The 24,019-nt window shown below is 73.2% G+C and carries 21 protein-coding genes; 13 read left to right on the top strand and 8 right to left on the bottom strand.

Going from position 1 to position 24,019, the window contains the following annotated elements:
- The first annotated feature begins 19 nt into the window (after positions 1-19).
- Complete coding sequence (locus tag CGE01nite_RS03205) at positions 20-1,027, top strand: YihY/virulence factor BrkB family protein (protein ID WP_048341244.1); 1,008 nt, start codon at positions 20-22, stop codon at positions 1,025-1,027.
- Positions 1,028-1,031: 4 nt separating this feature from the next.
- On the opposite strand, the gene CGE01nite_RS03200 is transcribed toward CGE01nite_RS03205, so the two are convergent.
- Genes CGE01nite_RS03200 through sdhC form a run of 5 tightly spaced genes read right to left on the bottom strand, consistent with a single transcriptional unit; the run spans position 1,032 to position 5,326 of the window.
- On the bottom strand, positions 1,032-1,811 hold the full coding sequence (locus tag CGE01nite_RS03200) for a phosphotransferase (protein WP_141368937.1): 780 nt from the start codon (positions 1,809-1,811) through the stop codon (positions 1,032-1,034).
- A gap of 5 nt (positions 1,812-1,816) precedes the next feature.
- On the bottom strand, positions 1,817-2,575 hold the full coding sequence (locus CGE01nite_RS03195; RefSeq protein WP_048341242.1) for a succinate dehydrogenase iron-sulfur subunit: 759 nt from the start codon (positions 2,573-2,575) through the stop codon (positions 1,817-1,819).
- On the bottom strand, positions 2,575-4,422 hold the full coding sequence (gene sdhA, locus CGE01nite_RS03190) for a succinate dehydrogenase flavoprotein subunit (RefSeq protein WP_141368936.1): 1,848 nt from the start codon (positions 4,420-4,422) through the stop codon (positions 2,575-2,577). The genes CGE01nite_RS03195 and sdhA overlap by 1 nt, the downstream gene beginning before the upstream one ends.
- Before the next feature lie 22 nt (positions 4,423-4,444).
- Positions 4,445-4,903: a succinate dehydrogenase, hydrophobic membrane anchor protein gene (sdhD, locus tag CGE01nite_RS03185; RefSeq protein WP_048341240.1), complete on the bottom strand. Its 459-nt coding sequence runs from the start codon at positions 4,901-4,903 to the stop codon at positions 4,445-4,447.
- Positions 4,904-4,906: 3 nt separating this feature from the next.
- Positions 4,907-5,326 (bottom strand): succinate dehydrogenase, cytochrome b556 subunit, encoded by a 420-nt coding sequence (gene sdhC / locus CGE01nite_RS03180; protein WP_082156102.1) that lies wholly within the window; start codon positions 5,324-5,326, stop codon positions 4,907-4,909.
- A 226-nt stretch (positions 5,327-5,552) separates the two neighbouring features.
- Between sdhC and CGE01nite_RS03175 the strand changes: the two genes are divergently transcribed.
- From CGE01nite_RS03175 to deoC, 11 genes are all read left to right on the top strand, one after another.
- Positions 5,553-6,692: a mannose-1-phosphate guanylyltransferase gene (locus CGE01nite_RS03175; RefSeq protein WP_141368934.1), complete on the top strand. Its 1,140-nt coding sequence runs from the start codon at positions 5,553-5,555 to the stop codon at positions 6,690-6,692.
- 108 nt (positions 6,693-6,800) lie between these two features.
- Positions 6,801-8,051 carry an amidohydrolase gene (locus tag CGE01nite_RS03170; RefSeq protein WP_048341237.1) on the top strand — a complete coding sequence of 417 codons (1,251 nt, stop codon included), beginning with the start codon at positions 6,801-6,803 and terminating at the stop codon, positions 8,049-8,051.
- 238 nt (positions 8,052-8,289) lie between these two features.
- Complete coding sequence (locus CGE01nite_RS03165; protein WP_141368932.1) at positions 8,290-9,411, top strand: BMP family lipoprotein; 1,122 nt, start codon at positions 8,290-8,292, stop codon at positions 9,409-9,411.
- Positions 9,412-9,510: 99 nt separating this feature from the next.
- Entirely contained in the window at positions 9,511-11,031 is a 1,521-nt protein-coding gene (locus tag CGE01nite_RS03160) for an ABC transporter ATP-binding protein (protein ID WP_048341235.1), read from the top strand.
- Complete coding sequence (locus CGE01nite_RS03155) at positions 11,028-12,371, top strand: ABC transporter permease (RefSeq protein ID WP_141368930.1); 1,344 nt, start codon at positions 11,028-11,030, stop codon at positions 12,369-12,371. Before CGE01nite_RS03160 ends, CGE01nite_RS03155 begins: the two co-directional genes overlap by 4 nt.
- Positions 12,368-13,663, top strand: a complete 1,296-nt coding sequence (locus tag CGE01nite_RS03150; RefSeq protein WP_053071470.1) for an ABC transporter permease — start codon at positions 12,368-12,370, stop codon at positions 13,661-13,663. The genes CGE01nite_RS03155 and CGE01nite_RS03150 overlap by 4 nt, the downstream gene beginning before the upstream one ends.
- A gap of 5 nt (positions 13,664-13,668) precedes the next feature.
- Positions 13,669-14,076: a cytidine deaminase gene (locus tag CGE01nite_RS03145; protein ID WP_048341233.1), complete on the top strand. Its 408-nt coding sequence runs from the start codon at positions 13,669-13,671 to the stop codon at positions 14,074-14,076.
- Positions 14,073-15,362 carry a thymidine phosphorylase gene (locus CGE01nite_RS03140; protein WP_048341232.1) on the top strand — a complete coding sequence of 430 codons (1,290 nt, stop codon included), beginning with the start codon at positions 14,073-14,075 and terminating at the stop codon, positions 15,360-15,362. The genes CGE01nite_RS03145 and CGE01nite_RS03140 overlap by 4 nt, the downstream gene beginning before the upstream one ends.
- Positions 15,363-15,507: 145 nt before the next feature.
- Positions 15,508-15,726: a hypothetical protein gene (locus CGE01nite_RS03135; protein WP_048341262.1), complete on the top strand. Its 219-nt coding sequence runs from the start codon at positions 15,508-15,510 to the stop codon at positions 15,724-15,726.
- A 134-nt stretch (positions 15,727-15,860) separates the two neighbouring features.
- Positions 15,861-16,931: an adenosine deaminase gene (locus tag CGE01nite_RS03130; RefSeq protein ID WP_141368992.1), complete on the top strand. Its 1,071-nt coding sequence runs from the start codon at positions 15,861-15,863 to the stop codon at positions 16,929-16,931.
- Complete coding sequence (gene deoC, locus CGE01nite_RS03125) at positions 16,928-17,614, top strand: deoxyribose-phosphate aldolase (protein ID WP_048341231.1); 687 nt, start codon at positions 16,928-16,930, stop codon at positions 17,612-17,614. Before CGE01nite_RS03130 ends, deoC begins: the two co-directional genes overlap by 4 nt.
- Positions 17,615-17,695: 81 nt before the next feature.
- Here deoC and CGE01nite_RS03120 read toward each other — a convergent pair whose 3' ends face one another.
- Positions 17,696-19,552 (bottom strand): phospho-sugar mutase, encoded by a 1,857-nt coding sequence (locus CGE01nite_RS03120; protein WP_141368928.1) that lies wholly within the window; start codon positions 19,550-19,552, stop codon positions 17,696-17,698.
- A gap of 91 nt (positions 19,553-19,643) precedes the next feature.
- On the bottom strand, positions 19,644-20,474 hold the full coding sequence (locus CGE01nite_RS03115) for a purine-nucleoside phosphorylase (protein ID WP_141368926.1): 831 nt from the start codon (positions 20,472-20,474) through the stop codon (positions 19,644-19,646).
- A 52-nt stretch (positions 20,475-20,526) separates the two neighbouring features.
- Between CGE01nite_RS03115 and CGE01nite_RS03110 the strand changes: the two genes are divergently transcribed.
- Positions 20,527-21,963: an NAD(P)H-quinone dehydrogenase gene (locus CGE01nite_RS03110; RefSeq protein ID WP_141368924.1), complete on the top strand. Its 1,437-nt coding sequence runs from the start codon at positions 20,527-20,529 to the stop codon at positions 21,961-21,963.
- Between the two features lie 44 nt (positions 21,964-22,007).
- Here the strand turns inward: CGE01nite_RS03110 and CGE01nite_RS03105 are convergent, their stop codons facing one another.
- Positions 22,008-23,981, bottom strand: coding sequence for an endonuclease/exonuclease/phosphatase family protein (locus CGE01nite_RS03105; RefSeq protein WP_141368922.1), 1,974 nt, complete (start codon positions 23,979-23,981; stop codon positions 22,008-22,010).
- Positions 23,982-24,019 lie beyond the last annotated feature (38 nt).

Genomic DNA, 24,019 nt, shown 5'->3' with positions numbered 1-24,019 from the left:
CCTCACCTAGCCTCGTGCCGTGGAACGACGAGACGACGAGGTGGAGCCCGCGGCAGGCTCGGGGGCGGCGCACCTGCACGCCGCGCAGGACGTCGGCGAGGACGTCCTCCCGGCGCGCGCGTCCCTCCCCGCGCGCCTCGTCGCCCGCGTGCGCGCGCTGCTCGCCTGGTGGCAGGCGACGCGCCCCGCCCGCGCGAACGCGCGGTTCGGCGCCCGCGGAGGGGGAGTCCTGACGGGCGGCATCGCGTACGCCGCGCTGTTCTCGGTGTTCGCGGCGCTCACGATCGGCTGGACGATCTTCATGGCCGTGCTCGGCGGGAACGAGGAGCTGCGCTCCCAGGTGCTCGAGTCGATCGACAGCGCGGTTCCCGGCCTGGTGAAGACGAGCCCGGGCGACGAGGGCCTCGTCGACCCCGCCACGCTGCACCTGAGCGCGGGCCTGACGGCGGCGGGCGTGGTCGCGTTCGTCGTGCTGCTGCTGTCCGCCCTGGCGGCCACCGCCGCGCTGCGCACCGGCGTGCGCGCGATGTTCTCCGACGAGGGCGGGGGCGGCAACCTGGTGCTCGGCAAGCTGCGCGAGCTCGGCGGGCTCGCGGGCTTCGCGCTCGCGGTGCTCGCCTCGGCGCTGCTCACGACCGCGGTCGCCGGTGCCGTGCAGTGGGTGCTGCGCGAGCTCGGCTGGGGCGGCGCGTCGACCGTGGCCGTGGGCGTCGCGGGTGCGCTCGTGGCGTTCGTCGTCGACGCGGCCGTGTTCGTGCTGGTCGTGCGGGTCCTGGCGGACGAGCACCCGCCCCGGCGCGACCTGCTGCGCGGTGCGGCGATCGCTGCCGCGGGCATCGGGGTCGTGCGCATCCTCGGGACATCGGTGGTCGCCGGGAGCGCGACGAAGAACCCCGTGCTGGCGTCGTTCGCGGTCGTCGTGACCCTGCTCGTGTGGGTCAACCTCATCGCGCGCATCGTGCTGCTCGCCGCGGCGTGGACCGCGAACCCGCCGCCCCAGCCCTCGCCGGTGCCGCAGGAGGCGTGACGCCTCAGGCGCGTGCGAGCGCGTCGGTGAGCTCGTCGGTGCGGGCGACGAGCCGCGCGAGCCGGGCCCGTGTGGCGGCGGGCTCACCGCGTTCGCCGAGGCGGCGCATGCCCTCGTCGCCCGCACGCTGACCTGCCGCGATGCGATCGCACGAGGCCGTCATGCGTTGCTCGACGTGCAGCAGCAGGGCCACCGGGTCGACGTCGCCGTACGCGTCGGCGAGCACGCGCAGGCCGTGGGCCATCCGGGCTGAGTCGCCGTCGGGGACGAGCAGCGGCGACGCCCAGGCGAGCATCGCCAGGTCGTCGAGCGGCACGCCCGGCCCCGCGACGTCCCAGTCGAAGACCCCGACGAGCTCGTCGCCGTCGAACGCGAGGTTGTACATCGCGGAGTCGTGGTGGCAGACGATCTCGCCCGGCCCCAGCGCGCGCTCGGTGAAGCGCCAGCGCCGCGACCCGCGCGGGAATCCGGCGACGACGGTGTGGAAGTCGCGCAGCCACCGCGCGGCCGAGGCCAGCTGCGCGTCGGAGAGCTCGGTGACGCCGACGGGCACGACGTCGCCCGGCAGGAAGTCGAGGACCTCCCGGCCCCGCTCGTCGAACCCGTGCACGCGCGGCACGCAGCGCAGGCCCGCGTCCGTCAGGAACGTCAGCAGCTCGTGGACGGCCGGCGTCCACGGTCCCGTCGGGCGGCGCACCGTCGCCCCGACACGGACCGCGCCGCCGACGTTGCCGCCGGGCAGGACGACCTCGGTCTCCTCACCCGACGCGCCGGAGCGCTCCACGGCCCTCAGAACGCGCGCGTGATCATCGCGCGCTTGACCTCTTGGATCGCCTTCGTGACCTCGATGCCGCGCGGGCACGCCTCGGTGCAGTTGAAGGTCGTGCGACAGCGCCACACGCCCTCCTTGTCGTTGAGGATCTCGAGGCGCTGGGCTCCGCCCTCGTCGCGGCTGTCGAAGATGAACCGGTGCGCGTTGACGATCGCAGCGGGGCCGAAGTACTGCCCGTCGGTCCAGAACACCGGGCACGACGACGTGCACGACGCGCACAGGATGCACTTGGTCGTGTCGTCGAACCGTGCGCGCTGCTCGGCGGACTGCAGGCGCTCCTTGGTCGGCTCGTTCCCCGTGGTGATGAGGAACGGCATGATCTCGCGGTAGGAGGCGAAGAACGGCTCCATGTCGACCACGAGGTCCTTGATCACCGGCAGGCCCTTGATGGGCTCGACCGTGATCGGCTTGGACGGGTCGAGGTCCTTCAGCAGCGTCTTGCACGCGAGCCGGTTGCGGCCGTTGATCCGCATCGCGTCGGAGCCGCAGATGCCGTGCGCGCACGAGCGGCGGAACGTCAGCGAGCCGTCCTGGTCCCACTTGACCATGTGCAGCGCGTCCAGCACGCGGTCGGTGCCGTGCACCTGGAGCTGGAACTCGTCCCAGCGCGTGTCGGCGGTGCCGTCGTCGGCGGGCAGGTGACGCGCGACGCGCAGGGTGACCGTGAACGTCGGCACGGACCCGACCTTGGGGGCGTCCTCGATCGTGGCACTCATCAGTACTTGCGCTCCATCGGCTGGTAGCGGGTCATGGTGACGGGCTTGGAGCCGAGCACCAGCTGGTAGTCGTCGAACGTCTCGACGTGGTGGAACGACCCCTCGGAGTCGCCGTCGCCGCCCGCGGACCACTGCCGCCCCTCGGTCGGCACCGGGCGACGGTACGCCATGGTGTGCCGCATGTAGCCCGCGTCGTCCCGGTCGGGGAAGTCCTCGCGGAAGTGACCGCCGCGCGACTCCTTGCGGTTGAGCGCACCGACGACGACCGTCTCGGCGATGTCCAGCAGGAAGCCCAGCTCGACGGCCTCGAGCAGGTCGGTGTTGAACGTGCGGGACTTGTCCTGCACGGACACCGCCTGGAACCGCTTCTGCAGCGCCTTGACGTCGGACAGCGCCTGGGTCAGGGACTCCGCGGTGCGGAACACCTGCGCGTTCGCGTCCATGGTCTCCTGCAACGCCTTGCGGATGTCCGCGACACGCTCCCCGTCCGGGCGGGTGCGGATCGTCTCGAGCTCGGACTCGACCGTGGCGGCCGGGCTGTCCGGGATCTCGACGAACGCGGCCTGCGCGGCGTACGCCGCCGCGGAGCGACCCGCGCGCTTGCCGAACACGTTGATGTCGAGCAGCGAGTTGGTGCCCAGGCGGTTGGAGCCGTGCACCGAGACGCACGCGACCTCGCCGGCCGCGTAGAGGCCCTTGATGACGTCGGTGTCGTTGCGCAGCACCTCACCCTCGACGTTCGTCGGGATGCCGCCCATCGCGTAGTGCGCGGTCGGGTACACCGGGACGGGCTCGGTGTACGGCTCGATGCCGAGGTACGTGCGCGCGAACTCGGTGATGTCGGGGAGCTTGGCGTCGATGTGCGCGGGCTCGAGGTGCGTCAGGTCGAGCAGCACGTAGTCCTTGTTCGGACCCGCGCCGCGGCCCTCGCGGACCTCGTTGGCCATGGACCGGGCGACGATGTCGCGCGGGGCCAGGTCCTTGATCGTCGGGGCGTAGCGCTCCATGAAGCGCTCGCCGTCGGAGTTGCGCAGGATGCCGCCCTCGCCGCGCGCGGCCTCGGACAGCAGGATGCCCAGGCCCGCGAGGCCGGTCGGGTGGAACTGGAAGAACTCCATGTCCTCGAGCGGGATGCCGCGGCGGTACGCCAGCGCCATGCCGTCGCCCGTGAGCGTGTGCGCGTTCGAGGTCGTCTTGAATATCTTGCCCGCGCCGCCCGTGGCGAACACGACGGCCTTGGCCTGGAAGACGTGGATCTCACCCGTGGCGAGCTCGTACGCGACGACGCCCGAGACGTTGACCTCCTCGCCCTCGGCCACGTGGCCCGCGGCGAGGTCGTGGTCGACGAGCAGGTCGAGCACGTAGAACTCGTTGAAGAACTCGACGTCGTTCTTCACGCACTGCTGGTAGAGCGTCTGCAGGATCATGTGGCCCGTGCGGTCCGCGGCGTAGCACGCGCGGCGCACGGCGGCCTCGCCGTGGTTGCGCGTGTGCCCGCCGAACCGACGCTGGTCGATCCGGCCCTCGGGCGTGCGGTTGAACGGCAGACCCATCTTCTCGAGGTCGAGCACCGCGTCGATGGCCTCCTTGGCCATGATCTCGGCGGCGTCCTGGTCGACCAGGTAGTCACCGCCCTTGACGGTGTCGAACGTGTGCCACTCCCAGTTGTCCTCCTCGACGTTGGCCAGGGCGGCGCACATGCCGCCCTGCGCCGCGCCGGTGTGGGAGCGCGTGGGGTAGAGCTTGCTGATGACGGCGGTCCGCACGCGCGTCGACGACTCGAGCGCCGCGCGCATCCCGGCACCGCCCGCGCCGACGATGACGACGTCGTACTGGTGGGTCTGCATGTGTCTGGGGTTCCTTCGGGCGTCAGGCGGTGCAGAACGACGGCAGCAGGTTCAGCGGCGCATCGGTGGGGCACGGGTCGAACGTGAAGATCACGAGCGTCCCCAGGACCACGGTCACGGTGAACGCGAGGTACAGCAGGCCCTTGAGGACCAGGCGCGTGCCGTCCTTGCTCGCGTAGTCGTTGACGATCGTGCGCATGCCGTTCGTGCCGTGGATCATCGCGAGCCAGAGCATGAGCAGGTCCCAGATCTGCCACAGCGGCGAGGCCCACTTGCCGGCGACGAAGCCGAAGTCGATCGCGGAGATGCCGTCACCCGCGACGAGGTTCATGAACAGGTGCCCGAAGATCAGCACGATCAGCAGGGCGCCCGACGCGCGCATGAAGACCCAGCCGTAGAGCTCGGTGTTGCCACGCGTCGTCAGCCGCGACGGGCGGGCGCGCGGCGGGCGCGGCGCCTTGGGGTCGGCGATGGTGGTCATCGGTCACTCACCCCCGAAGACGTGCATGAGGTGCCGCGGCAGGAAGCCCGCCATGGTCACGACGAACAGGCCGATGACGATCCACAGCATCACGCGCTGGTACTTCGGGCCCTTGGCCCAGAAGTCGACGAGCATGATGCGGACGCCGTTGAAGGCGTGGAACACGATCGCGGCGACGAGGCCCGCTTCGCCCAGCCCCATGACCGGGTTCTTGTACGTCCCGATGACCTCGTTGTACGCCTCCGGGGAGACGCGCACGAGCGACGTGTCGAGCACGTGCACGAGCAGGAAGAAGAAGATCGCGACGCCGGTGACGCGGTGCGCGACCCAGGACCACATCCCCTCACGCCCTCGATAGAGAGTGCCGAGGGGCGCCTTGGTCTTCGCCGGTGGCGAGGAGGGCGCGGTGGGCGCTGCGGACACGGGCGGTGCCTCCTGGCGAGTCAGGGGTGGGACGGCCTCGTCCCATGGGCGTACCTCACTGTATAGACCCACCAGGGTGGGTGAGCACCGCCCTAGGTCCGAGGCCCCGCGTGTGACCAAGTCCACACCGTGAGACCGTGGACGCGCAGTCGGGCGGTGTGTGCGTGGTCGTTCCGCGTGATCGTCGCCGGCCCGGTGGCGGGGCCGACCAACTAGCCTGACGCGCATGTCCTACGACGACGCGCCTGCCGCCTCGACCGCGCGCATCCCGGGCTTCCACGCCGTGGTCCCCGCGGGCGGGGCCGGCACCCGGCTGTGGCCGCTGTCGCGCGCCGGGCACCCGAAGTTCCTGCTCGACCTCACCGGGTCCGGACGCACGCTGCTGCAGGCGACGGTCGACCGGCTGACGCCGTTGACCGGCGCCGACGGCGTGGTCGTCGTGACCGGCGTCCGGCACGCGGCCGCGGTCGCGCAGCAGGTGCCGGGGCTCGGGGCCGACGAGGAGCGCGGCCGCCTGGTCGTCGAGCCCTCGCCGCGTGACTCGATGGCGGCGATCGGCCTGGCCGCGGCGATCCTCGTCGAGCGGCACGGCGACGACGTCGTGCTCGGCTCGTTCGCCGCGGACCACGTGATCCACGGCGCGCCCGAGTTCGAGCGCGCCGTCCGTGAGGCCGTCGCGGCCGCGCGCGAGGGGTTCGTCGTGACGATCGGGATCACCGCGACCGGTCCGTCGACCGCGTTCGGCTACATCCGCTCCGCCGCGCCGCTCGGGGTCGCGGACGCGCCCAGCGCGCGGCACGTCGCCGGGTTCGTCGAGAAGCCCGACGAGCAGACGGCGGTCGCCTACCTCGCGACGGGGGAGTACCGCTGGAACGCGGGCATGTTCGTCGTGCGCGCCGCGGTGCTGCTCGACCACCTCGCCCAGCAGATCCCGGGCCTGGCCTCGGGCCTGCGGGAGATCGGCCGAGCGTGGGACACCGACGCGCGCGACGAGGTGCTGGCGCGTGTGTGGCCGGGGCTGACGAAGATCGCGATCGACCACGCGATCGCCGAGCCCGTGGCCGCCGCGGGGGGCGTGGCCGTGGTGCCAGGCGACTTCGGCTGGGACGACGTCGGCGACTTCGACTCGCTCGCCGGCCTGCTGCCCACCACGACGCTGGGCGACGACGCGGCCGTGCTGCGCGTGGAGGCGCCCGACGCGTTCGTCGTGCCCGCCGCGGGGCGGACCGTGTCGGTCGTCGGCATCCCGGACGCGGTCGTCGTCGACACCCCCGACGCGCTGCTGGTCACGACCCGGGCGCACGCGCAGCAGGTCAAGGCGGCGGTCGACGGCTGGCGGGCCGCAGGGCGCGACGACCTGCTGTAGGGGCCCTGCTCCGGCAGCGCCGTGCTGAGGCAGTGCCCGACGTCGGCGGCCGCGTCGTGGCGGTGGGACGCCGCGACCCGCGACGACGTGCGGCGATAACCTCGCCAGGTGCCCGTCCTGCCTTCCACCGTGCCCTCGCTCGACTCGCTGCGCCCGGCGCCGACCACCGCCGCGGTGCTGCGGCTCGCGCGCCTCGTCGACTCGCTGCGCGACGAGCTCGTCGAGATCCGGCGTGACCTGCACGCGCACCCCGAGCTCGCGCGCACCGAGGAGCGCACCACGCGCGTCGTCGCCGACCGGCTGCGGGTGGCCGGTCTCGAGCCCCGGCTCCTGCCCGGCAGCGGGCTCGTGTGCGACATCGGCCCTTCGCACGCCCAGACCGGGCGCGGGCGCATCGGCCTGCGCGCCGACCTCGACGCCCTGCCCGTCGCGGACGACTGCGGCCTGCCGTGGACGTCGACGCACCGCGGCGTCGCGCACGCGTGCGGGCACGACGTGCACACCACGGCAGTGCTGGGCGCGGGGCTCGCGCTCGCGGAGCTCGCGGCCGCGGGCGAGCTCGAGACCGGCGTGCGCCTGATCTTCCAGCCTGCCGAGGAGGTGCAGCCGGGCGGCTCGCTCGACGTGATCGCCGCGGGCGGCCTCGACGGCGTCGCGCAGATCTTCGCGGTGCACTGCGACCCCAAGGTCGACGTCGGCCAGGTGGGCACGCGCATCGGGCCCATCACGTCCGCGAGCGACGAGGTGACCGTGACGTTCGCGGGCGCCGGGGGCCACACGTCGCGGCCGCACCTGACGGGCGACCTCGTCTACGCGATGGCGCAGGTCGTCACGCAGGTGCCCGCGATCCTCGGTCGGCGCCTCGACCCGCGCTCGGGCGTGAACCTCACGTGGGGCGCGATCCAGGCGGGCACGGCGCACAACGTCATCCCCGGCGCGGGCTCGGTGCGCGGGACCCTGCGCTGCCTCGACGTGCGTGCATGGGAGACCGCGTCGCAGGTGTTCCACGACGCGGTCGAGCAGGTCGTCGCGCCGTACGACGTCGAGGTCGAGATCCGGCACCAGCGCGGCGTGCCGCCGGTCGAGAACGACGAGCGCGCGACGACCGTGCTGGAGGCCGCCGCGCGCGACGTGCTCGGCGAGCACGCCGTGAACCTGACCGAGCAGTCGCTCGGCGGCGAGGACTTCGCGTGGTACCTCACGCGCGTCCCGGGTGCGATGGCGCGCCTGGGGACGCGGACGCCGGGCGGGCGCACGTACGACATCCACCAGGGCGACCTCGTCGTCGACGAACGGGCGGTCGAGGCGGGTGCGCTGCTGCTCGCACGCGCCGCGGTGCGCGCCGGGACGCCTGCCTGAGGTGTCCCGAACGTCCGCCGTGCCCGTCTCGCATCGCGGTACCGCAGGTCCGCCACCTGGGCCGACATTCCAACTCCGTAACGGAACCTGCGGCGATACCCGCCGGTAACATGCGCGTCATCCCGCGCTCACTAGAGTCCGACTCATCGATGCCGATCCGTGTCGAAGGTCGGGACCGCACACCTGCGCGTTCCCGAGGGCCGGGTCAGGCGTTCTGACGAGAACTCAGGAGTGACGCGTGAAGAAGCTCATCCAGGTGGCCGCGCTCAGCGGCGCGGTCGCCCTCGCGCTCGCCGCGTGTGGCGACGCCCCCGACGACACGACCTCGACGCCCGGGGCAGGGACCACGACGGAGGCCTCGTCCGAGCCGACCGGCGAGGCCATCGACTTCAAGGCCTGCATCGTCTCCGACGCCGGCGGGTTCGACGACCGCAGCTTCAACCAGCTGAGCTTCGAGGGCGCCAAGGCGGCCGCGGACGAGCTCGGCGCCCAGTTCGCCCAGGTCCAGTCCGACTCGGCTGCCGACTTCCCGGGCAACCTGCAGAGCCTCGTCTCCGAGGGCTGCAACAGCATCGTCTCGGTCGGCTTCGCGCTCTCGGCCGACACGGTGACCTCCGCGCTCGAGAACCCGGACATCCACTACATCCTCGTGGACGACGCCGCGGACAACGACTTCAACGGCACCAAGGACGCGGAGAACATCAAGCCGCTGCTGTACGACACGGCGCAGGCCGCGTTCCTCGCGGGCTACCTGTCGGCCGGCTTCTCCGAGGCCGGCAAGGTCGGCACCTTCGGTGGCCAGCCCTACCCGACCGTCACGATCTTCATGGACGGCTTCAAGCAGGGCGTCGAGTACTACAACAAGACGAAGGGCACGACCGTCCAGGTCGTCGGCTTCGAGGGTGGCGACAAGGGCTCCTTCACCGGTGGCTTCGAGGCGAACGACAGCGCCAAGGAGGTCGCGGCCGGGATCATCGACCAGGGCGTCGACGTGATCCTCCCGGTCGGTGGCCCGATCTACCAGTCGGCCATGGACGCGATCGCCGACTCCGGTCGTGACATCGCGCTGATCGGCGTGGACGCCGACTTCTTCGTGACGGACCCGAGCACGCAGGACCTCGTCCTGACCTCGATCCTCAAGAAGATGGACGTCTCCACCAAGGAGGCCGTCGTGGCCTCCGGCAGCGGCAACTGGGACCCCGAGGCGTACGTCGGCACGCTCGAGAACGGTGGCGTCGGCCTGGCCCCGCTGCACAACTTCGAGAGCAAGGTCGACCCGGCGCTGTGGGCCGAGGTCGAGCAGCTGCAGCAGGACATCATCGACGGCAAGGTCACGGTCACCTCGTACCTGAACCAGTGATCACGACGCTGTGAAACCCGACGCGGCGGGGAGGCCCTGCGTGGCCTCCCCGCCGCGTGTCGTCGTGCGGCGCGTGCCGCCAGTCACCAGGATCAGGACATGAGGCTTGAGCTTCGAGGCATCACCAAGCGGTTCGGGTCGCTCGTCGCGAACGACCACATCGATCTCGTCGTCGAACCGGGCGAGATCCACTGTCTCCTCGGGGAGAACGGCGCCGGCAAGTCGACGCTGATGAACGTGCTGTACGGCCTGTACACCGCCGACGAGGGCGAGATCCTCCTGGACGACGAGGTCCAGCACTTCTCGGGCCCGGGCGACGCGATGGCCGCCGGCATCGGCATGGTCCACCAGCACTTCATGCTCATCCCCGTCTTCACCGTCGCCGAGAACGTCATGCTCGGCCACGAGCAGACGCGCGGCGGCGGCAGGCTCGACCTCGAGGCGGGCCGCGCGAAGGTGCGCGAGATCGCCGACCGGTTCGGGTTCCACGTCGACCCCGACGCGCTCGTCGAGGAGCTGCCCGTCGGCGTGCAGCAGCGCGTCGAGATCATCAAGGCCCTCTCGCGCGACGCCAAGGTCCTCGTCTTCGACGAGCCGACCGCGGTGCTGACGCCGCAGGAGACCGACGAGCTCATGGCGATCATGCGCCAGCTCAAGTCCGAGGGCGTCGCGATCGTCTTCATCACCCACAAGCTGCGTGAGGTCCGCGAGGTCGCGGACCGCATCACCGTCGTGCGCCGCGGGGCGATCGTCGGCGAGGCCTCGCCGGGCGCGAGCGACGCCGAGCTCGCCGCGCTCATGGTCGGCCGTGCCGTCGAGCTGACGGTGCACAAGGAGGCCCCGCAGTACGGGACCTCGGAGCTCGTCGTCAGCCACCTCGACGTCAGTGACGCGCGGGGCACCGTGCTCGTCGACGACGTGTCGTTCACGGTCCGCGGCGGCGAGGTGCTGGTCGTCGCCGGCGTGCAGGGCAACGGGCAGACCGAGCTCGCCGAGGCGCTCGCGGGTCTGCAGTCCTCCGTCAGCGGGAGCATCACGCTGGACGGCGTGGAGCTCGTCGGGCGCAGCGTGCGCCAGATCATCGACGCCGGGCTCGGGTTCGTCCCCGAGGACCGCGGCGTGGACGGGCTCGTGGGCTCGTTCACGGTCGCCGAGAACCTCATGCTGAACCGTGCCGACGAGGCGCCGTTCGCGCGCTACGGGCTGCTCCAGCTCAAGGCCCGCGACCAGTTCGCGCACGACAAGGTCGACGAGTTCGACATCCGCACGCAGGGGATCGACGTCCCGGCCGGGCGGCTCTCGGGCGGCAACCAGCAGAAGGTCGTCCTCGCGCGTGAGCTGTCGCGCAAGCTGCGCCTGCTGGTCGCGGCCCAGCCGACGCGCGGCGTCGACGTGGGCTCGATCGAGTTCATCCACAAGCGGATCGTCGAGACGCGCGACGCGGGCATCCCGGTCGTGGTCCTCGCGACCGAGCTCGACGAGGCGGTCGCCCTGGGCGACCGGATCCTCGTGATGTACCGCGGTCGTGTGGTCGGCATCGTGCCGGCGACGACCCCGCGCGACGTGATCGGCCTGATGATGGCCGGCATCGCGCCCGACGACGCAGGAGCGGCGGCATGAGCGCAGAGCAGAGCGCACCGAGCGGCGACGCCGCCGCTCGGGCGGTCGCACCCACGAGCCCGGAGTCGGGCGGCGGGGACGGCGGTCCCGACCGCCGGTGGCAGGAGGCGATCGCGCGCGCGACGTCGGGCGGCTGGGCCGTCGCCGTCGGCGCCGTGCTGCTCGCCGTGCTGGCCGGCTCGATCATGATCGCGGTCACCGACCCCGAGGTGCAGGACGCGGCGAGCTACTTCTTCTCCCGGCCCGCCGACCTGCTCAAGGCCGTGGGCGACGCGGTCGGTGGCGCGTACTCGGCGCTGTTCCGCGGCGCGGTCTACAACTACAACGCGGACACGTTCGCCAAGTCGATCCGGCCGCTCACGCAGTCGCTGACGTATGCGACGCCGCTGATCCTCGCCGGGCTGGGTGTCGCCATCGGCTTCCGCTCGGGCATGTTCAACATCGGTGGCCAGGGGCAGATGCTCATGTCGGCCGCCGCGGCGGGCTGGGTCGGCTTCTCGTTCGACCTGCCGGCCGGGCTGCACATCGTCGTCGCCGTCGCCGCGGGTGTCGTGGCCGGAGCCTTGTGGGCGGGCATCGCCGGGGTGCTCAAGGCGACCACGGGCGCGCACGAGGTGATCGTCACGATCATGCTCAACTACATCGCGTTCTACCTGTTGTCCTACCTGTTGGCCACGCCCGGCCTGCTGCAGGCGCCGGGCTCCGCGAACCCGAAGACGCCGCCCATGGCGAGCACGGCGATCCTGCCGCGCATCTTCGGGCCGCAGTACCCGCTGCACCTGGGCTTCCTGCTCGCGCTCGTCGCCGTGGTGCTCGTCTGGTTCCTGCTCAACCGCTCGAGCCTCGGCTTCCGGTTCCGGATGATCGGCGAGAACCAGTTCGCCGGCCGGGTGGCGGGCGTGAACGTCTCGCGCACGATCATCGGGTCGATGCTCGTGGGTGGCGCGCTCATCGGCGCGGCCGGTTCGACGCAGGTGCTCGGGCTCATCACCAACGGCTTCGGCTCCGACATCGACGCGGGCGTCGGCTTCGACGCGATCACCGTGGCGCTGCTCGGCAGCTCGCAGCCCGTCGGCGTGTTCTTCGCGAGCCTGCTGTTCGGCGCGTTCAAGGCGGGCGGCTCGGCCATGCAGGCGGGCGAGGGCATCCCGATCGAGATCGTGCTCGTCGTCCAGTCCCTCATCGTGCTGTTCATCGCGGCCCCGCCGCTGGTCCGCGCGATCTTCCGGCTGCCCCAGCCGGAGAAGCACCGCACGGGCAAGAAGAAGCCGCGTGAGCCCAAGGCGGCCGCGGCGATGGCCGCACCCACCACCCCGACGGCGGACGGAGCAGCTCGATGACCGCCCTGGCACCCGCACCCGCGGCCGTCCCGGACGCCGGCGAGCACCGCCGCGTCCAGGTGATCAGCCGCAAGGCCCCGATCGCGTTCGCGATCGTCACGGGGCTGTTCGCGATCCTCCTGCTCGCGGTCCCTCGTGAGGGTGACGCGACGTTCCGGTTCGCGACGGTCGGTGACCTGTTCACCATCCCGAACGCGACCGTGCCCGGGATGGCGACCGCGTGGACCGCGGTCGTCATCATGGGCCTCGCGACGGTCGCCGCGTTCGTCCTGGTCGCCCGGCGCCGCCGGGTCCCGGGGTGGATCTCCCTGGTGTTCGCCTTCGTCTTCCTGGTCGGGTTCCTTGCCTGGGCGGCGGCGGGCAGCCCGAGCGACATCCCCGCCGTCCGCCTGATCGGCGGCTCGGTGCTGCTGTCCGTGCCGATCGTGTTCGGTGCGCTCGGCGGCGTGATCGGTGAGCGCGCGGGCGTCGTCAACATCGCGATCGAGGGCCAGCTGCTCGCGGGCGCGTTCACGGGCGCCTTCGTCGGCTCGGTCACGGGCAGCCCGTGGGCCGGACTGGTCGCCGCGATCGTCTCGGGCGTGCTCGTCGCGCTCGTGCTCGGCGTCTTCGCGATCACCTACAAGGTCAACCAGGTCATCGTCGGTGTCGTGCTCAACGTGCTCGTGATCGGCATGACGAGCTTCCTGTACTCGCAGGTGCTCGTGCCGAACGCCGAGCGGTTCAACGACACCGAGCGGTTCTCCCGCATCGCGATCCCGCTCCTGTCGAAGATCCCGGTCATCGGCCCGGCGCTGTTCAACCAGACGATCGTCGTCTACGTCATGTACCTGACGGTCCCCGCCGTGTGGTTCGCGCTCATGCGCACCCGCTGGGGACTGCGGGTCCGGGCCGTGGGCGAGCACCCGAGCGCGGCCGACACCGTCGGCATCAAGGTCGAGCGCACGCGGTACCGCGCCCTCGTGATCGCGGGTGCGATCGCGGGCGTCGGCGGGGCGTTCTACACGGTCGTCTCGGTCTCGAGCTTCGGCAAGGAGATGACCGCGGGTGCGGGCTTCATCGCCCTGGCCGCCGTCATCTTCGGCAAGTGGGACCCGATCCGCGCCGCGCTCGCGGCGCTGCTGTTCGGGTTCGCCTCGAACCTCGAGGGTGCGCTGTCGATCGTCGGTGCGCCCGTGCCCAGCCAGTTCATGCTCATGCTCCCGTACGTCGTGACGATCCTGGCGGTCGCCGGGCTCGTCGGACGGTCGCGGGCCCCGGCCGCCGACGGCGTGCCGTACATCAAGGAGTGAGTCGGGTGCAGGTGGACTGGGACGCGCTGCGCGCGGTCGCCACGGAAGCGATGGCCAAGGCGTACGTGCCGTACTCGACGTTCCCCGTGGGGGCCGCCGCGATCGTCGACGACGGTCGCGTGGTGTCGGGCTGCAACGTCGAGAACGCGAGCTACGGCGTCACGTTGTGCGCCGAGTGCTCGCTCGTCTCGGCGCTGGTGATGTCGGGCGGTGGGCGCCTCGTGGCGTTCACGTGCGTGGACGGGCACGGCAACGTGCTCATGCCGTGCGGCCGGTGCCGGCAGCTCCTGTGGGAGCACGGCGGCGCGGGCCTCGTGCTGGAGACCGTCAGCGGCATCCGGCCGATGACGGAGGTCCTGCCCGACGCCTTCGGCCCGGACGACCTCACCGAACGAGCAGCAGGAGCATCATGAGCGAGTCCTTCGACGCCGTCGACGTCATCGTCGCCAAGCGCGACGGGCGGCGGCTGAGCGACGCCCAGATCGACTGGGTGATCGACGCGTACACGCGCGGTGTCGTCGCCGACGAGCAGATGTCCGCGCTCAACATGGCGATCCTGCTCAACGGCATGGACCGCGCCGAGATCGCGCGCTGGACCGCGGCGATGATCGCGTCCGGCGAGCGCATGTCGTTCGCCGACCTCGGCCGCCCGACCGCCGACAAGCACTCGACGGGCGGTGTCGGCGACAAGATCACGCTGCCGCTCGCGCCGCTCGTGGCGGTGTTCGGCGTCGCCGTGCCGCAGCTCTCGGGCCGCGGGCTGGGCCACACCGGGGGCACGCTCGACAAGCTCGAGTCGATCCCCGGCTGGCGCGCCGCCCTCAGCAACGACGAGATGATGCGCCAGCTCGCCGACGTGGGCGCGGTCATCTGCCAGGCGGGATCGGGCCTGGCGCCCGCCGACCGCAAGCTGTACGCGCTGCGTGACGTCACCGGCACGGTCGAGGCCATCCCGCTGATCGCGAGCTCGATCATGAGCAAGAAGATCGCGGAGGGCACCGACTCGCTCGTGCTCGACGTCAAGGTCGGCTCGGGGGCGTTCATGAAGGACCTCGACCGGGCGCGCGAGCTCGCGCGGACCATGGTCGAGCTGGGGACCGACGCGGGCGTCACGACCGTCGCGCTGCTCACCGACATGTCGACCCCGCTCGGCCTGACCGCCGGTAACGCGCTCGAGGTCCGGGAGTCGGTCGAGGTGCTCGCGGGCGGTGGCCCGGCGGACGTCGTCGAGCTCACGATCGCGCTCGCGCGCGAGATGCTCGACGCCGCCGGACGCCCCGACGCGGACCCCGCGGCGGCTCTCGCCGACGGTCGCGCGATGGACGCGTGGCGCGCCATGATCCGCGCGCAGGACGGCGACCCCGACGCCCCGCTGCCGTACGCGCGCGAGACCGAGCAGGTGCTCGCGGAGTCCGACGGCGTCCTGACCACGCTCGACGCGTACGCGGTGGGCGTCGCGGCGTGGCGTCTCGGCGCGGGCCGTGCGCGCAAGGAGGACCCGGTGCAGGCCGGGGCGGGCGTCCAGATCCACGTGCGCCCCGGCGAGCGGGTCACCGCGGGTCAGCCCGTCCTCACGCTGCACACCGACACCCCGGAACGGTTCGGGAGGGCGCGTGAGGCCCTCGCCGGTGGGATCGTCGTCGATGCGGCCGCTGCACCCGGCGCTGGTCCGCTCGTGCTCGACCGGATCACGGCCTGAGCTCGGCGGCAGTCGCCCGCGGCCTCGTCGGGGCCGCGGGTCGCCGGACCGGTCCGACCGCGGGCTGACCTGCGACGACGGCCCGATGGCGCGGGTCGGTCGCGGGGAGAAGGATGGGTGGACGACCGTCGATGAGGAGGACGCGATGAGCACGCTGCCCGGACCGGACGCGTGGCGCGACGCGGGGATCGAACCCGTCGACCCCGACGTCCCGGCACGCCTGACCGACGACGACGCACCCGCGTCCGACCCCGAGGAGTACACGCCGGGGTTCGCACGACCCGACCGTGACGGCACCGCCGACGAGGCGGACGTCGTGGAGCAGGACACCGAGGTTCCGGCGGACGACGAGGACGACGCGTGAGCACGAACGACGAGAGCAGCCCGGCGAGCACCGAGCCCGTCGGCACCGACGAGGTCGCCGAGAGTGTCGCCGACGAGCAGACCTCCGACGCCCAGGAACCCGACGACACCGGGTCGGTCGAGGCGCTCGTCGCGCTGATCCCGTCGCTGCCCAAGGTGCTGCTGCACGACCACCTCGACGGCGGCCTGCGGCCCGCGACCATCGTCGAGCTCGCGGCCGAGATCGGGCACGAGCTGCCCACGACCGACGCCGACGAGCTCGGCCGCTGGTTCGTCGAGGCCGCGTCGACGGGCTCGCTCGAGCGCTACCTCGAGACCTTCGTCCACACGGTCACGGTGCTGCAGACGGCGCCCGCGCTGCAGCGGGTCGCGCGCGAGGCCGTGCTCGACCTGGCAGCCGACGGCGTGGTCTACGCCGAGATCCGGTTCGCGCCCGAGCAGCACGTCGAGCAAGGGCTGACGCTGCAGGAGGTCGTCGACGCGGTGCGCGCGGGGTTCGACGAGGGCGTCGCGCGGGCGCGCGCCGACGGTCACCCGATCCGCGTCCTGGCCATCCTGTGCGCGATGCGCCACCTGGACCGGTGGCAGGAGGTCGCCGAGCTGGCGGTCGCCAACCGTGACGCAGGCGTCGTCGCGTTCGACCTCGCGGGGCCGGAGGACGGGTACCCGCCGTCGGCGCACCCCGAGGTGTTCGACGCGCTGCGCCACGCGCACTTCCCGTGCACGTTGCACGCGGGTGAGGCCGCAGGCACCGACTCGGTCGCGGACGCGGTCGCGCAGGGCGCGCTGCGCCTGGGGCACGGCGTGCGCCTGGCGGACGACGTGGGCGTCGACGAGCTCGGCGACCGGCTGGGCCTGCTCGCGCACTGGGTCCGCGACCGTCGGCTCGCGCTCGAGGTCTGCCCGTCGTCGAACGTGCAGACCGGCGGAGCGCCGTCGATCGCGGAGCACCCCGTGACGCGCCTGCACGAGCTCGGCTTCGCGGTGACCGTCAACACCGACAACCGGCTGCAGTCCGGCACGTCGCTCGGACGCGAGCTCGCGCTCCTCGTCGAGCAGGCGGGCTGGACGTTGCACGACCTCGAAGACGTGGCCGTCACCGCGGCCGCTCACGCGTTCGTCCACGACGACGAGCGCGCCGCCCTGATCGACACCGTGATCCGGCCTGCGTACGCCGCGGCCCGGGGAGGAAGGCACCGCGCATGACCCACGAACCGTTGGACGCCGCCGCGCTCGCGCAGCTCGTCGACCACACGCTGCTCAAGCCCGAGGCGACCCGCGCCGACATCGACGCGCTCGTCGCGGAGGCCGGCACGCTGGGCGTCTACTCGATCTGCATCTCGCCCTCGTTCCTGCCGGTGGACGTCTCGTCGGTGCCGGGCCTCAAGGTCGCGACCGTGTGCGGGTTCCCCTCGGGCAAGCACCACAGCGAGATCAAGGCGGCCGAGGCGGCCCGGTCGGTCGCGGACGGCGCCGACGAGGTCGACATGGTGATCGACGTGGGTGCGGCCAAGGAGGGCCGGTTCGACGACGTGCAGGCCGACATCGCCGCCGTGCGCGCCGCCGTGCCCGCCCCCACGGTGCTCAAGGTCATCATCGAGTCCGCGGCGCTGACCGACGACGAGATCGTGCGGGCCTGCCAGGCCGCCGAGGCGGCGGGCGCCGACTTCGTCAAGACCTCGACCGGCTTCCACCCCACGGGCGGAGCGACCGTGCACGCGGTGCGGCTCATGGCGCAGACCGTGGGTGGTCGCCTCGGGGTCAAGGCCTCGGGCGGTGTCCGGACGGCGGCCGACGCGCTCGCGATGGTCGAGGCCGGGGCCACGCGGCTCGGGCTGTCGGGCACGGCGAAGGTCGTCGGGGGCCTGGAGGCCGACGCGGGCTACTGAGCCCCGCTGCTGAGCCCTGCTGAGCGACCGCGAGGGCCGCGACGACGAACGGTGTCGTCGTGGCCCTCGCGCGTCCGGCCCTCAGACGATGCCGAGCGCCGCGCGCATGTCGGCGGCGACCGCGTCCAGCCGGGCGCGGGCCTGGCGCCGCGCGACGCCCACGGCCTCGTCGTCGGCGTCGGGCAGGACCGGCTCGACGACCTCGAGGTAGCACTTGACCTTCGGCTCGGTGCCCGAGGGGCGCACGATGACGCGCGTGCCGTCGGCGGCGTCGAGCCGCAGCCCTTCGGTGGGCGGCAGGCCGCCGCGCTCCTCCTCGGTGCCCCGCGCGAGGTCGACGACGCGCGTCACGGACGCGCCCGCGAGCGTGGTCGGCGGGTGCTCGCGCAGCCGCCCGACGGTCGCGGGGATCTGCGCGAGGTCGTCGTACCGCGCCGAGACCTGGCCCGTGAGGTAGAGGCCGTGCGTGCGCGCGAGGTCGTCGAGCGCGTCGATCAGCGTGCTGCCGCCGGCCTTGAGGCGCGCCGCGAGGCCTGCGACCAGGAGCGCGGCGGAGATGCCGTCCTTGTCGCGCACGTTGCCCGGCGCCACGCAGTAGCCGAGCGCCTCCTCGTAGGCGTAGACCAGACCGTCCACGCGTGAGAGCCACTTGAAGCCGGTGAGCGTCTGCACGTGCCGCACCCCCGCTGCCGCCGCGATCTCCGCGAGCTGGCGCGAGGAGACGATCGAGCTCGCGAACGTGGCCTCCGGGTCGACGGGACCGAGGTCGTCGCGGATCCGCTCGGCGGCGACCTGGCCGAGCAGCGCGCCGGTCTCGTCGCCGTGCAGCATGCGCCAGCCCTCGGCGCCGGCGGTGTCCGGGCCGCGGTAGGCGCGGGCACGCGGGTCGCGGACGGCGACCGCGCACCGGTCCGCGTCCGGGTCGAGCGCGATGACGAGGTCCGCGCCGCGGTCGGACGCGAGACCCAGGGCGAGGTCGATCGCGCCGGGCTCCTCGGGGTTCGGGAACGCGACCGAGGGGAAGTCGGGGTCGGGCGCCTCCTGCTCGGGGACGACGAGCAGGTCGGTGAAGCCCGCGGCGCGCAGCACGCGCTCCGCGACCGCGCCGCCCACGCCGTGCAGCGGCGTCAGGACGATCGAGAGGTCGGCGGCGGCGAACCGGGCGGTCGGGTCGGCGAGCGCGAGCGTCGCCTCGACGTACGCGTCCACGACGTCCTCGCCCAGCACGGTCCAGCCGTGGTCCGCGCGCGGCACGGACGCGACCGAGGGCACGCGCGCGATCTCCGCCGCGATGGCCGCGTCGGCGGGCGGCACGATCTGCGCGCCCTGGCCGCCGTCGGTCACGACGCGCCCGCCGAGGTAGACCTTGTAGCCGTTGTCCTGCGGGGGGTTGTGCGACGCGGTGACCATGACGCCCGCGTCCGCCTCGAAGCGCAGCACGCTGAACGCGAGCAGCGGTGTGGGCAGCGGGCGGGGGAGCAGCAGCACCTCGATCCCGACGGCCGTCAGCACGGCCGCGGTGTCGAGCGCGAACGCGTGCGAGTTGTGCCGAGCGTCGTAGCCGACGACGACGCGCGGGCGCGGCGTGAGCCCGTCGAGCTCGCCCAGCAGGTAGTCGGCCAGGCCCGCGGCCGCACGGATCACCACGGCACGGTTCATGCGGTGCGGGCCGCCCGCGATCGCACCGCGCAGGCCCGCGGTACCGAACTGCAGCAGACCCTGGAAGCGATCGGCGAGCTCGGCGCGCGCGATCGCCGCCGCGCGCAGCACGGCGTCCTGCTCGGGGTCGGGCGCGACACCGCTGACGAGGCCGGGCGGCCGTTCGTCCGCGACCCGCACGAGCTCGCGGAGCTCGTCGGCCGTCTGCGGGTCCGGGTCGTCGTCGATCCACGCCTCGACCTGCGCTCGCAGGTCCTCCCACGGCTCGTCGCGGCTCATGGCCCCAAGGTACTGACCGGTAGGGCGACGCACGAACCGAACGTCCCGGCCCGTGCGCCGCCCCGCAGGTTACGAGCGGCTCAGCGGCGGGTCACACGCGCCGGATGATGTCCGCGAGCAGGGCACTGATGCGCGGTCCGGCGGCCTGCCCGGCCTCGAGCACCTCCGCGTGCGACAGCGGCACCGGGCTGATGCCCGCCGCCAGGTTGGTGACCAGGGAGATGCCGAGGACCTCCATGCCGGCCTGGCGCGCGGCGATCGCCTCGAGCGTCGTCGACATGCCGACCAGGTCACCGCCGATGCGCCCGGCCATCCGCACCTCCGCGGGGGTCTCGTAGTGCGGCCCGCGGAACTGGACGTACACGCCCTCGTCGAGGGTCGCGTCGACCTCACGAGCGAGCGTCCGCAGGCGCGCGGAGTACAGGTCCGTGAGGTCGACGAACGTCGCGCCCTCGAGCGGCGAGGTCGCGGTGAGGTTGATGTGGTCGCTGATGAGCACGGGCGTGCCCGGGCCCCACGCGGGGTTCAGCCCGCCGCAGCCGTTCGTCAGGACGACGACCGAGGCACCGGCCGCGGCCGCGGTCCGCATGCCGTGCACGACACGACGCACGCCCTTGCCCTCGTAGAGGTGGGTGCGCGAGCCGAGGACCATCGCGTGCTTGCCGGTCTCCCCGATGCGGACCGAGCGGATGGTCCCGACGTGGCCGTGCACGGCCGCCGCCGAGAAGCCGGGGACGTCGGTGCTCGCGACCTCGGCGACGGTCTCGCCCAGGAGGTCCGCCGCGCCGCCCCAGCCTGAGCCGAGGACGAGCGCCACGTCGTGCTGCGTCACCCCCGTGGCCTGCGCCAGGTACGCGGCGGCCGCACGGGCCACCTCGAACGGATCGGTCGTCGGGTCGTCGAGGTCGAGGTCGTCGCTCATGACTCGCAGGTTAGCCGGGCCCGACGGGAGCAGCAGTCCGCCAGACGGCAGAATGCAGGTCGTGAGCACACCTCCCGGCACCCCCGCCCTGCCCGAGACCCGTGTCGTCGTCGTCGGGGGCGGGCCCGGCGGGTACGAGGCTGCGCTGGTCGCGCGGCGGCTCGGCGCCGACGTGACCGTCGTGGAGACCCAGGGGCTCGGCGGCGCCGCGGTGCTCACGGACGTCGTGCCCTCCAAGACGCTCATCGCCACCGCCGAGTGGATGACGATCGCCGACCGTGCGCCCGAGCTCGGCATCCGCAGCGGGTTCGGCGCGGACCACCGCCACCACATCGACCTCGCCGCCGTGAACACGCGCGTCAAGGCGCTCGCCGCCGCGCAGTCCGCGGACATCCGGGCGCGGCTCGAGAAGGAGGGCGTGCACGTCGTGCTCGGGCACGGCCGGCTCGACGGCCCGCAGCGCGTGGTGGTGACCTCGACCGACGGCGCCCCCGAGCGCACCCTCGAGGCCGACGTGGTGCTCGTCGCGACCGGTGCGCGCCCGCGCGAGCTGCCCGAGGCGCGGCCGGACGGCGAGCGCATCCTCACGTGGACGCAGCTCTACGACCTGCCGGCGCTGCCCGACAAGCTCATCGTCGTGGGGTCGGGCGTGACCGGCGCCGAGTTCGCGGGCGCGTACACCTCGCTCGGCGCCGACGTCACGCTGGTCTCGTCGCGTGACCGCGTGCTGCCGGGCGAGGACGTCGACGCCGCCGAGCTCATCGAGGACGTGTTCAAGCGCCGCGGCATGACGGTGCTGTCTCGCTCGCGCGCGGCCGGCGCGCGGCGTACCGCCGACGGGGTCGTCGTGACGCTGGCCGACGGTCGTGAGGTCGAGGGCTCGCACGTGCTGTTCGCCGTCGGGTCCATCCCGACGACGAGCGGGCTCGGGCTCGAGGAGGCCGGCGTGCGCCTGTCGCCGTCGGGGCACATCGAGGTCGACAAGGTCTCGCGGACCAGCGCGCGCGGCGTGTACGCGGCCGGCGACGTCACGGGCGTCCTGCCGCTCGCGTCGGTCGCCGCGACGCAGGGCCGCATCGCGATGTCCCACGCGCTCGGGGACGCGGTCACGCCGCTGTCGCTGCGCGCGGTCGCGGCGAACATCTTCACCGCACCCGAGATCGCGACGGTCGGCTTCTCCGAGAAGCGCCTGGCCGACGAGGGTCTGCCCTACGAGGTCAGCACGCTGCCGATCACGCGTAACCCGCGCGCCAAGATGCTCGGCGTGCGGGAGGGGTTCGTCAAGATCTTCGCGAGCCCCGGCGCGGGCACGGTCCTGGGCGCGGTGCTCGTCGGGCCGCGCGCGTCGGAGTCGGTGTTCCCGCTCGCGCTCGCGATCACGCACCGGCTCTCGGTCGACCAGATCGCCGAGGTCATCACGGTCTACCCGTCGATGTCCGGCTCGCTCGCCGAGGTCGCCCGGACCCTGCACCACCCCGCGGCCGACTGACCGGCCCGCGGGGCCGACCACGACGGACCCGCGGGTGCCTGCGGTCAGGGGAGCGTCAGGTGCGCGACCACCGGAAGGTGGTCGGACGCGGTCACGCCCGTCACGACCGTCGCCTGGGTGAACGTCACCTGCTGACCGAACACCCAGTCGATGCGCTGCTCGGGGTCCACCGACGGCGACGTCAGGGCGTCCGGGTCGCCCACGGCGTCGACCGCGCTGACCCAGCCCGCGTCCTCGAGCAGGGTGATCTCGGGCCAGCCCGGCTCGGCGTTGAGGTCGCCGGCCAGCACCGACGGTCCCGTCACGGGCTCGGCGGCCAGCAGCGCGTCGAGCTGGTCGAGGCGCGTGGGCGTGTTCTCCGCGCGGTGCTGCAGGTGCACGCTCGTCACGCGCACGGGCTCGCCGGCGGCGGTCGTGACGGTCGCGGACAGCGCCGACCGCCCCTGCGGCCCCGCGCCGTACGGCAGCGGGTGCATCGCGACGTCGGTCAGCGCCGACCGGGCCAGGATCGCGTTGCCGAACTGGTGGTCGGCCGCGGGCGCGAACTCGACCGTCATGCCGAGCCGGTGCCCGAGCCACGTCGCCATGTCCGCGCCGCCGCCGAACACCCAGCCACGCTCGACCTCCTGCAGCAGGACGACGTCCGGGTCGGCCGCCTCGATCGTCGCGGCGACGACCTCGAGGTCGACGCCACCGAGCGGCGAGACCCCGTAGTGCAGGTTCCAGCCGACCACGGTGAGCTCGTCACCCGCGGCACGGTCCGGGACGTCCGAGCCGTGCGTGCTCGTCGTGGACGGCGCCAGGCCGACGAGCGCGAGGGCCGCGGCGGGGACGAGCAGCAGCCGCACCGAGCGCACGCGCGCGGGCTGGCGCTCGTCGGGCGTCCGCTCCGCCGGCTCGCCGGGTGCCCGGTGGCGCAGCCCCGTGGACGCGACGACGACCGCGGCGAGGATCGGCACGATCGCGTTGTCGACCGGCAGCGGGACGTCGTAGTCGATCATGTAGACGAGCACGGGCAGGATCACGCCCAGGCCCGCGAGCGTCGCGGCTCCCGCGGCGCGCCACGTGCCGAGCGGCGCGGGCCGGCGGATCGACAGCGTCCCGACCAGCACGATCCCGACGACGACGTCGAGCACGACCACCGCGGCGAGCGCCGCCCACCCGGTCGTGAGCATCGCCGCCGCGACGGCCCCGACCAGCAGCACCGCGGCACCCACGCGCACGGACCCCGACCACCGGTCCGGACGCAGCAGCAGCCACCCGCCGGCCCCCGTCGCGACGACGATCGCGACCCCGGCCCAGCCGAGCGCGACGCCCGACTGCGAGGCCAGGAACGCGGGGTTCGCCCCGATCATCGCGGCGAGCCCCACGTACAGCCCGAGCGCCCACAGGCGTCGCGGGCGGACCGTCGCGGGCTCGCCGGCCCCGGTGCCGGGACGGGCCACGCGGAACGCGGCGAGCGGTGCGAGCGCCACGAGCAGCGCGACCGCCCAGCCCACCCACGACGAGCGCCACAGCGCGTCCCACGAGCCCAGGAGCACCTGCACACCCACCGACAGCCCGGCACCCAGCACGAGCCCGAGCGCGGCCTGACGCGGCCCCTGGACCCGCCCGGCGACGAACGCGACCGCGAGCACCAGGACGCCGCACGCCCACGCGACGGTGGCCAGGCCGAGCCAGTAGCGCGCGTCCCCGTCGAGGCCCTGCAGGACGAGCCGGAGCACCGCGAGGACGGCCGCGCCCACGACGACCGTGCGGCCCGACGGCACGCCGCCGCGCGCCCCGGTCGCGAGCAGCAGCACCGCGACGACGACACCCGTCGCGCCGTAGGTCACGAGCGCGGAGACGCCCGCGGTCACCACGCCCGACGCGAACGCGTGGTCGAGCAGCGGGCCGCTCGCGCGCACGAGCTCGAGCGTCGCGGTGGCGAGTGCCGCGAGCAGCCAGACGCGCGTCGGGGTCCCGTCGTCGGGCGGCCTCGTCGTGGCGGGGGCGCGGTCGTCGGTGCTGATCGTCACGGCCGAAGGCTACGCGCCGGGGCGGCCAGGGACGCACG

It is taken from the genome of Cellulomonas gelida, from assembly GCF_006538725.1.
GTDB classification, from domain to species: Bacteria; Actinomycetota; Actinomycetes; order Actinomycetales; family Cellulomonadaceae; genus Cellulomonas; species Cellulomonas gelida.
The sequence above is the reverse complement of the archived record's forward strand: the minus strand, read 5'-3'. Positions and strand labels throughout refer to the sequence as shown.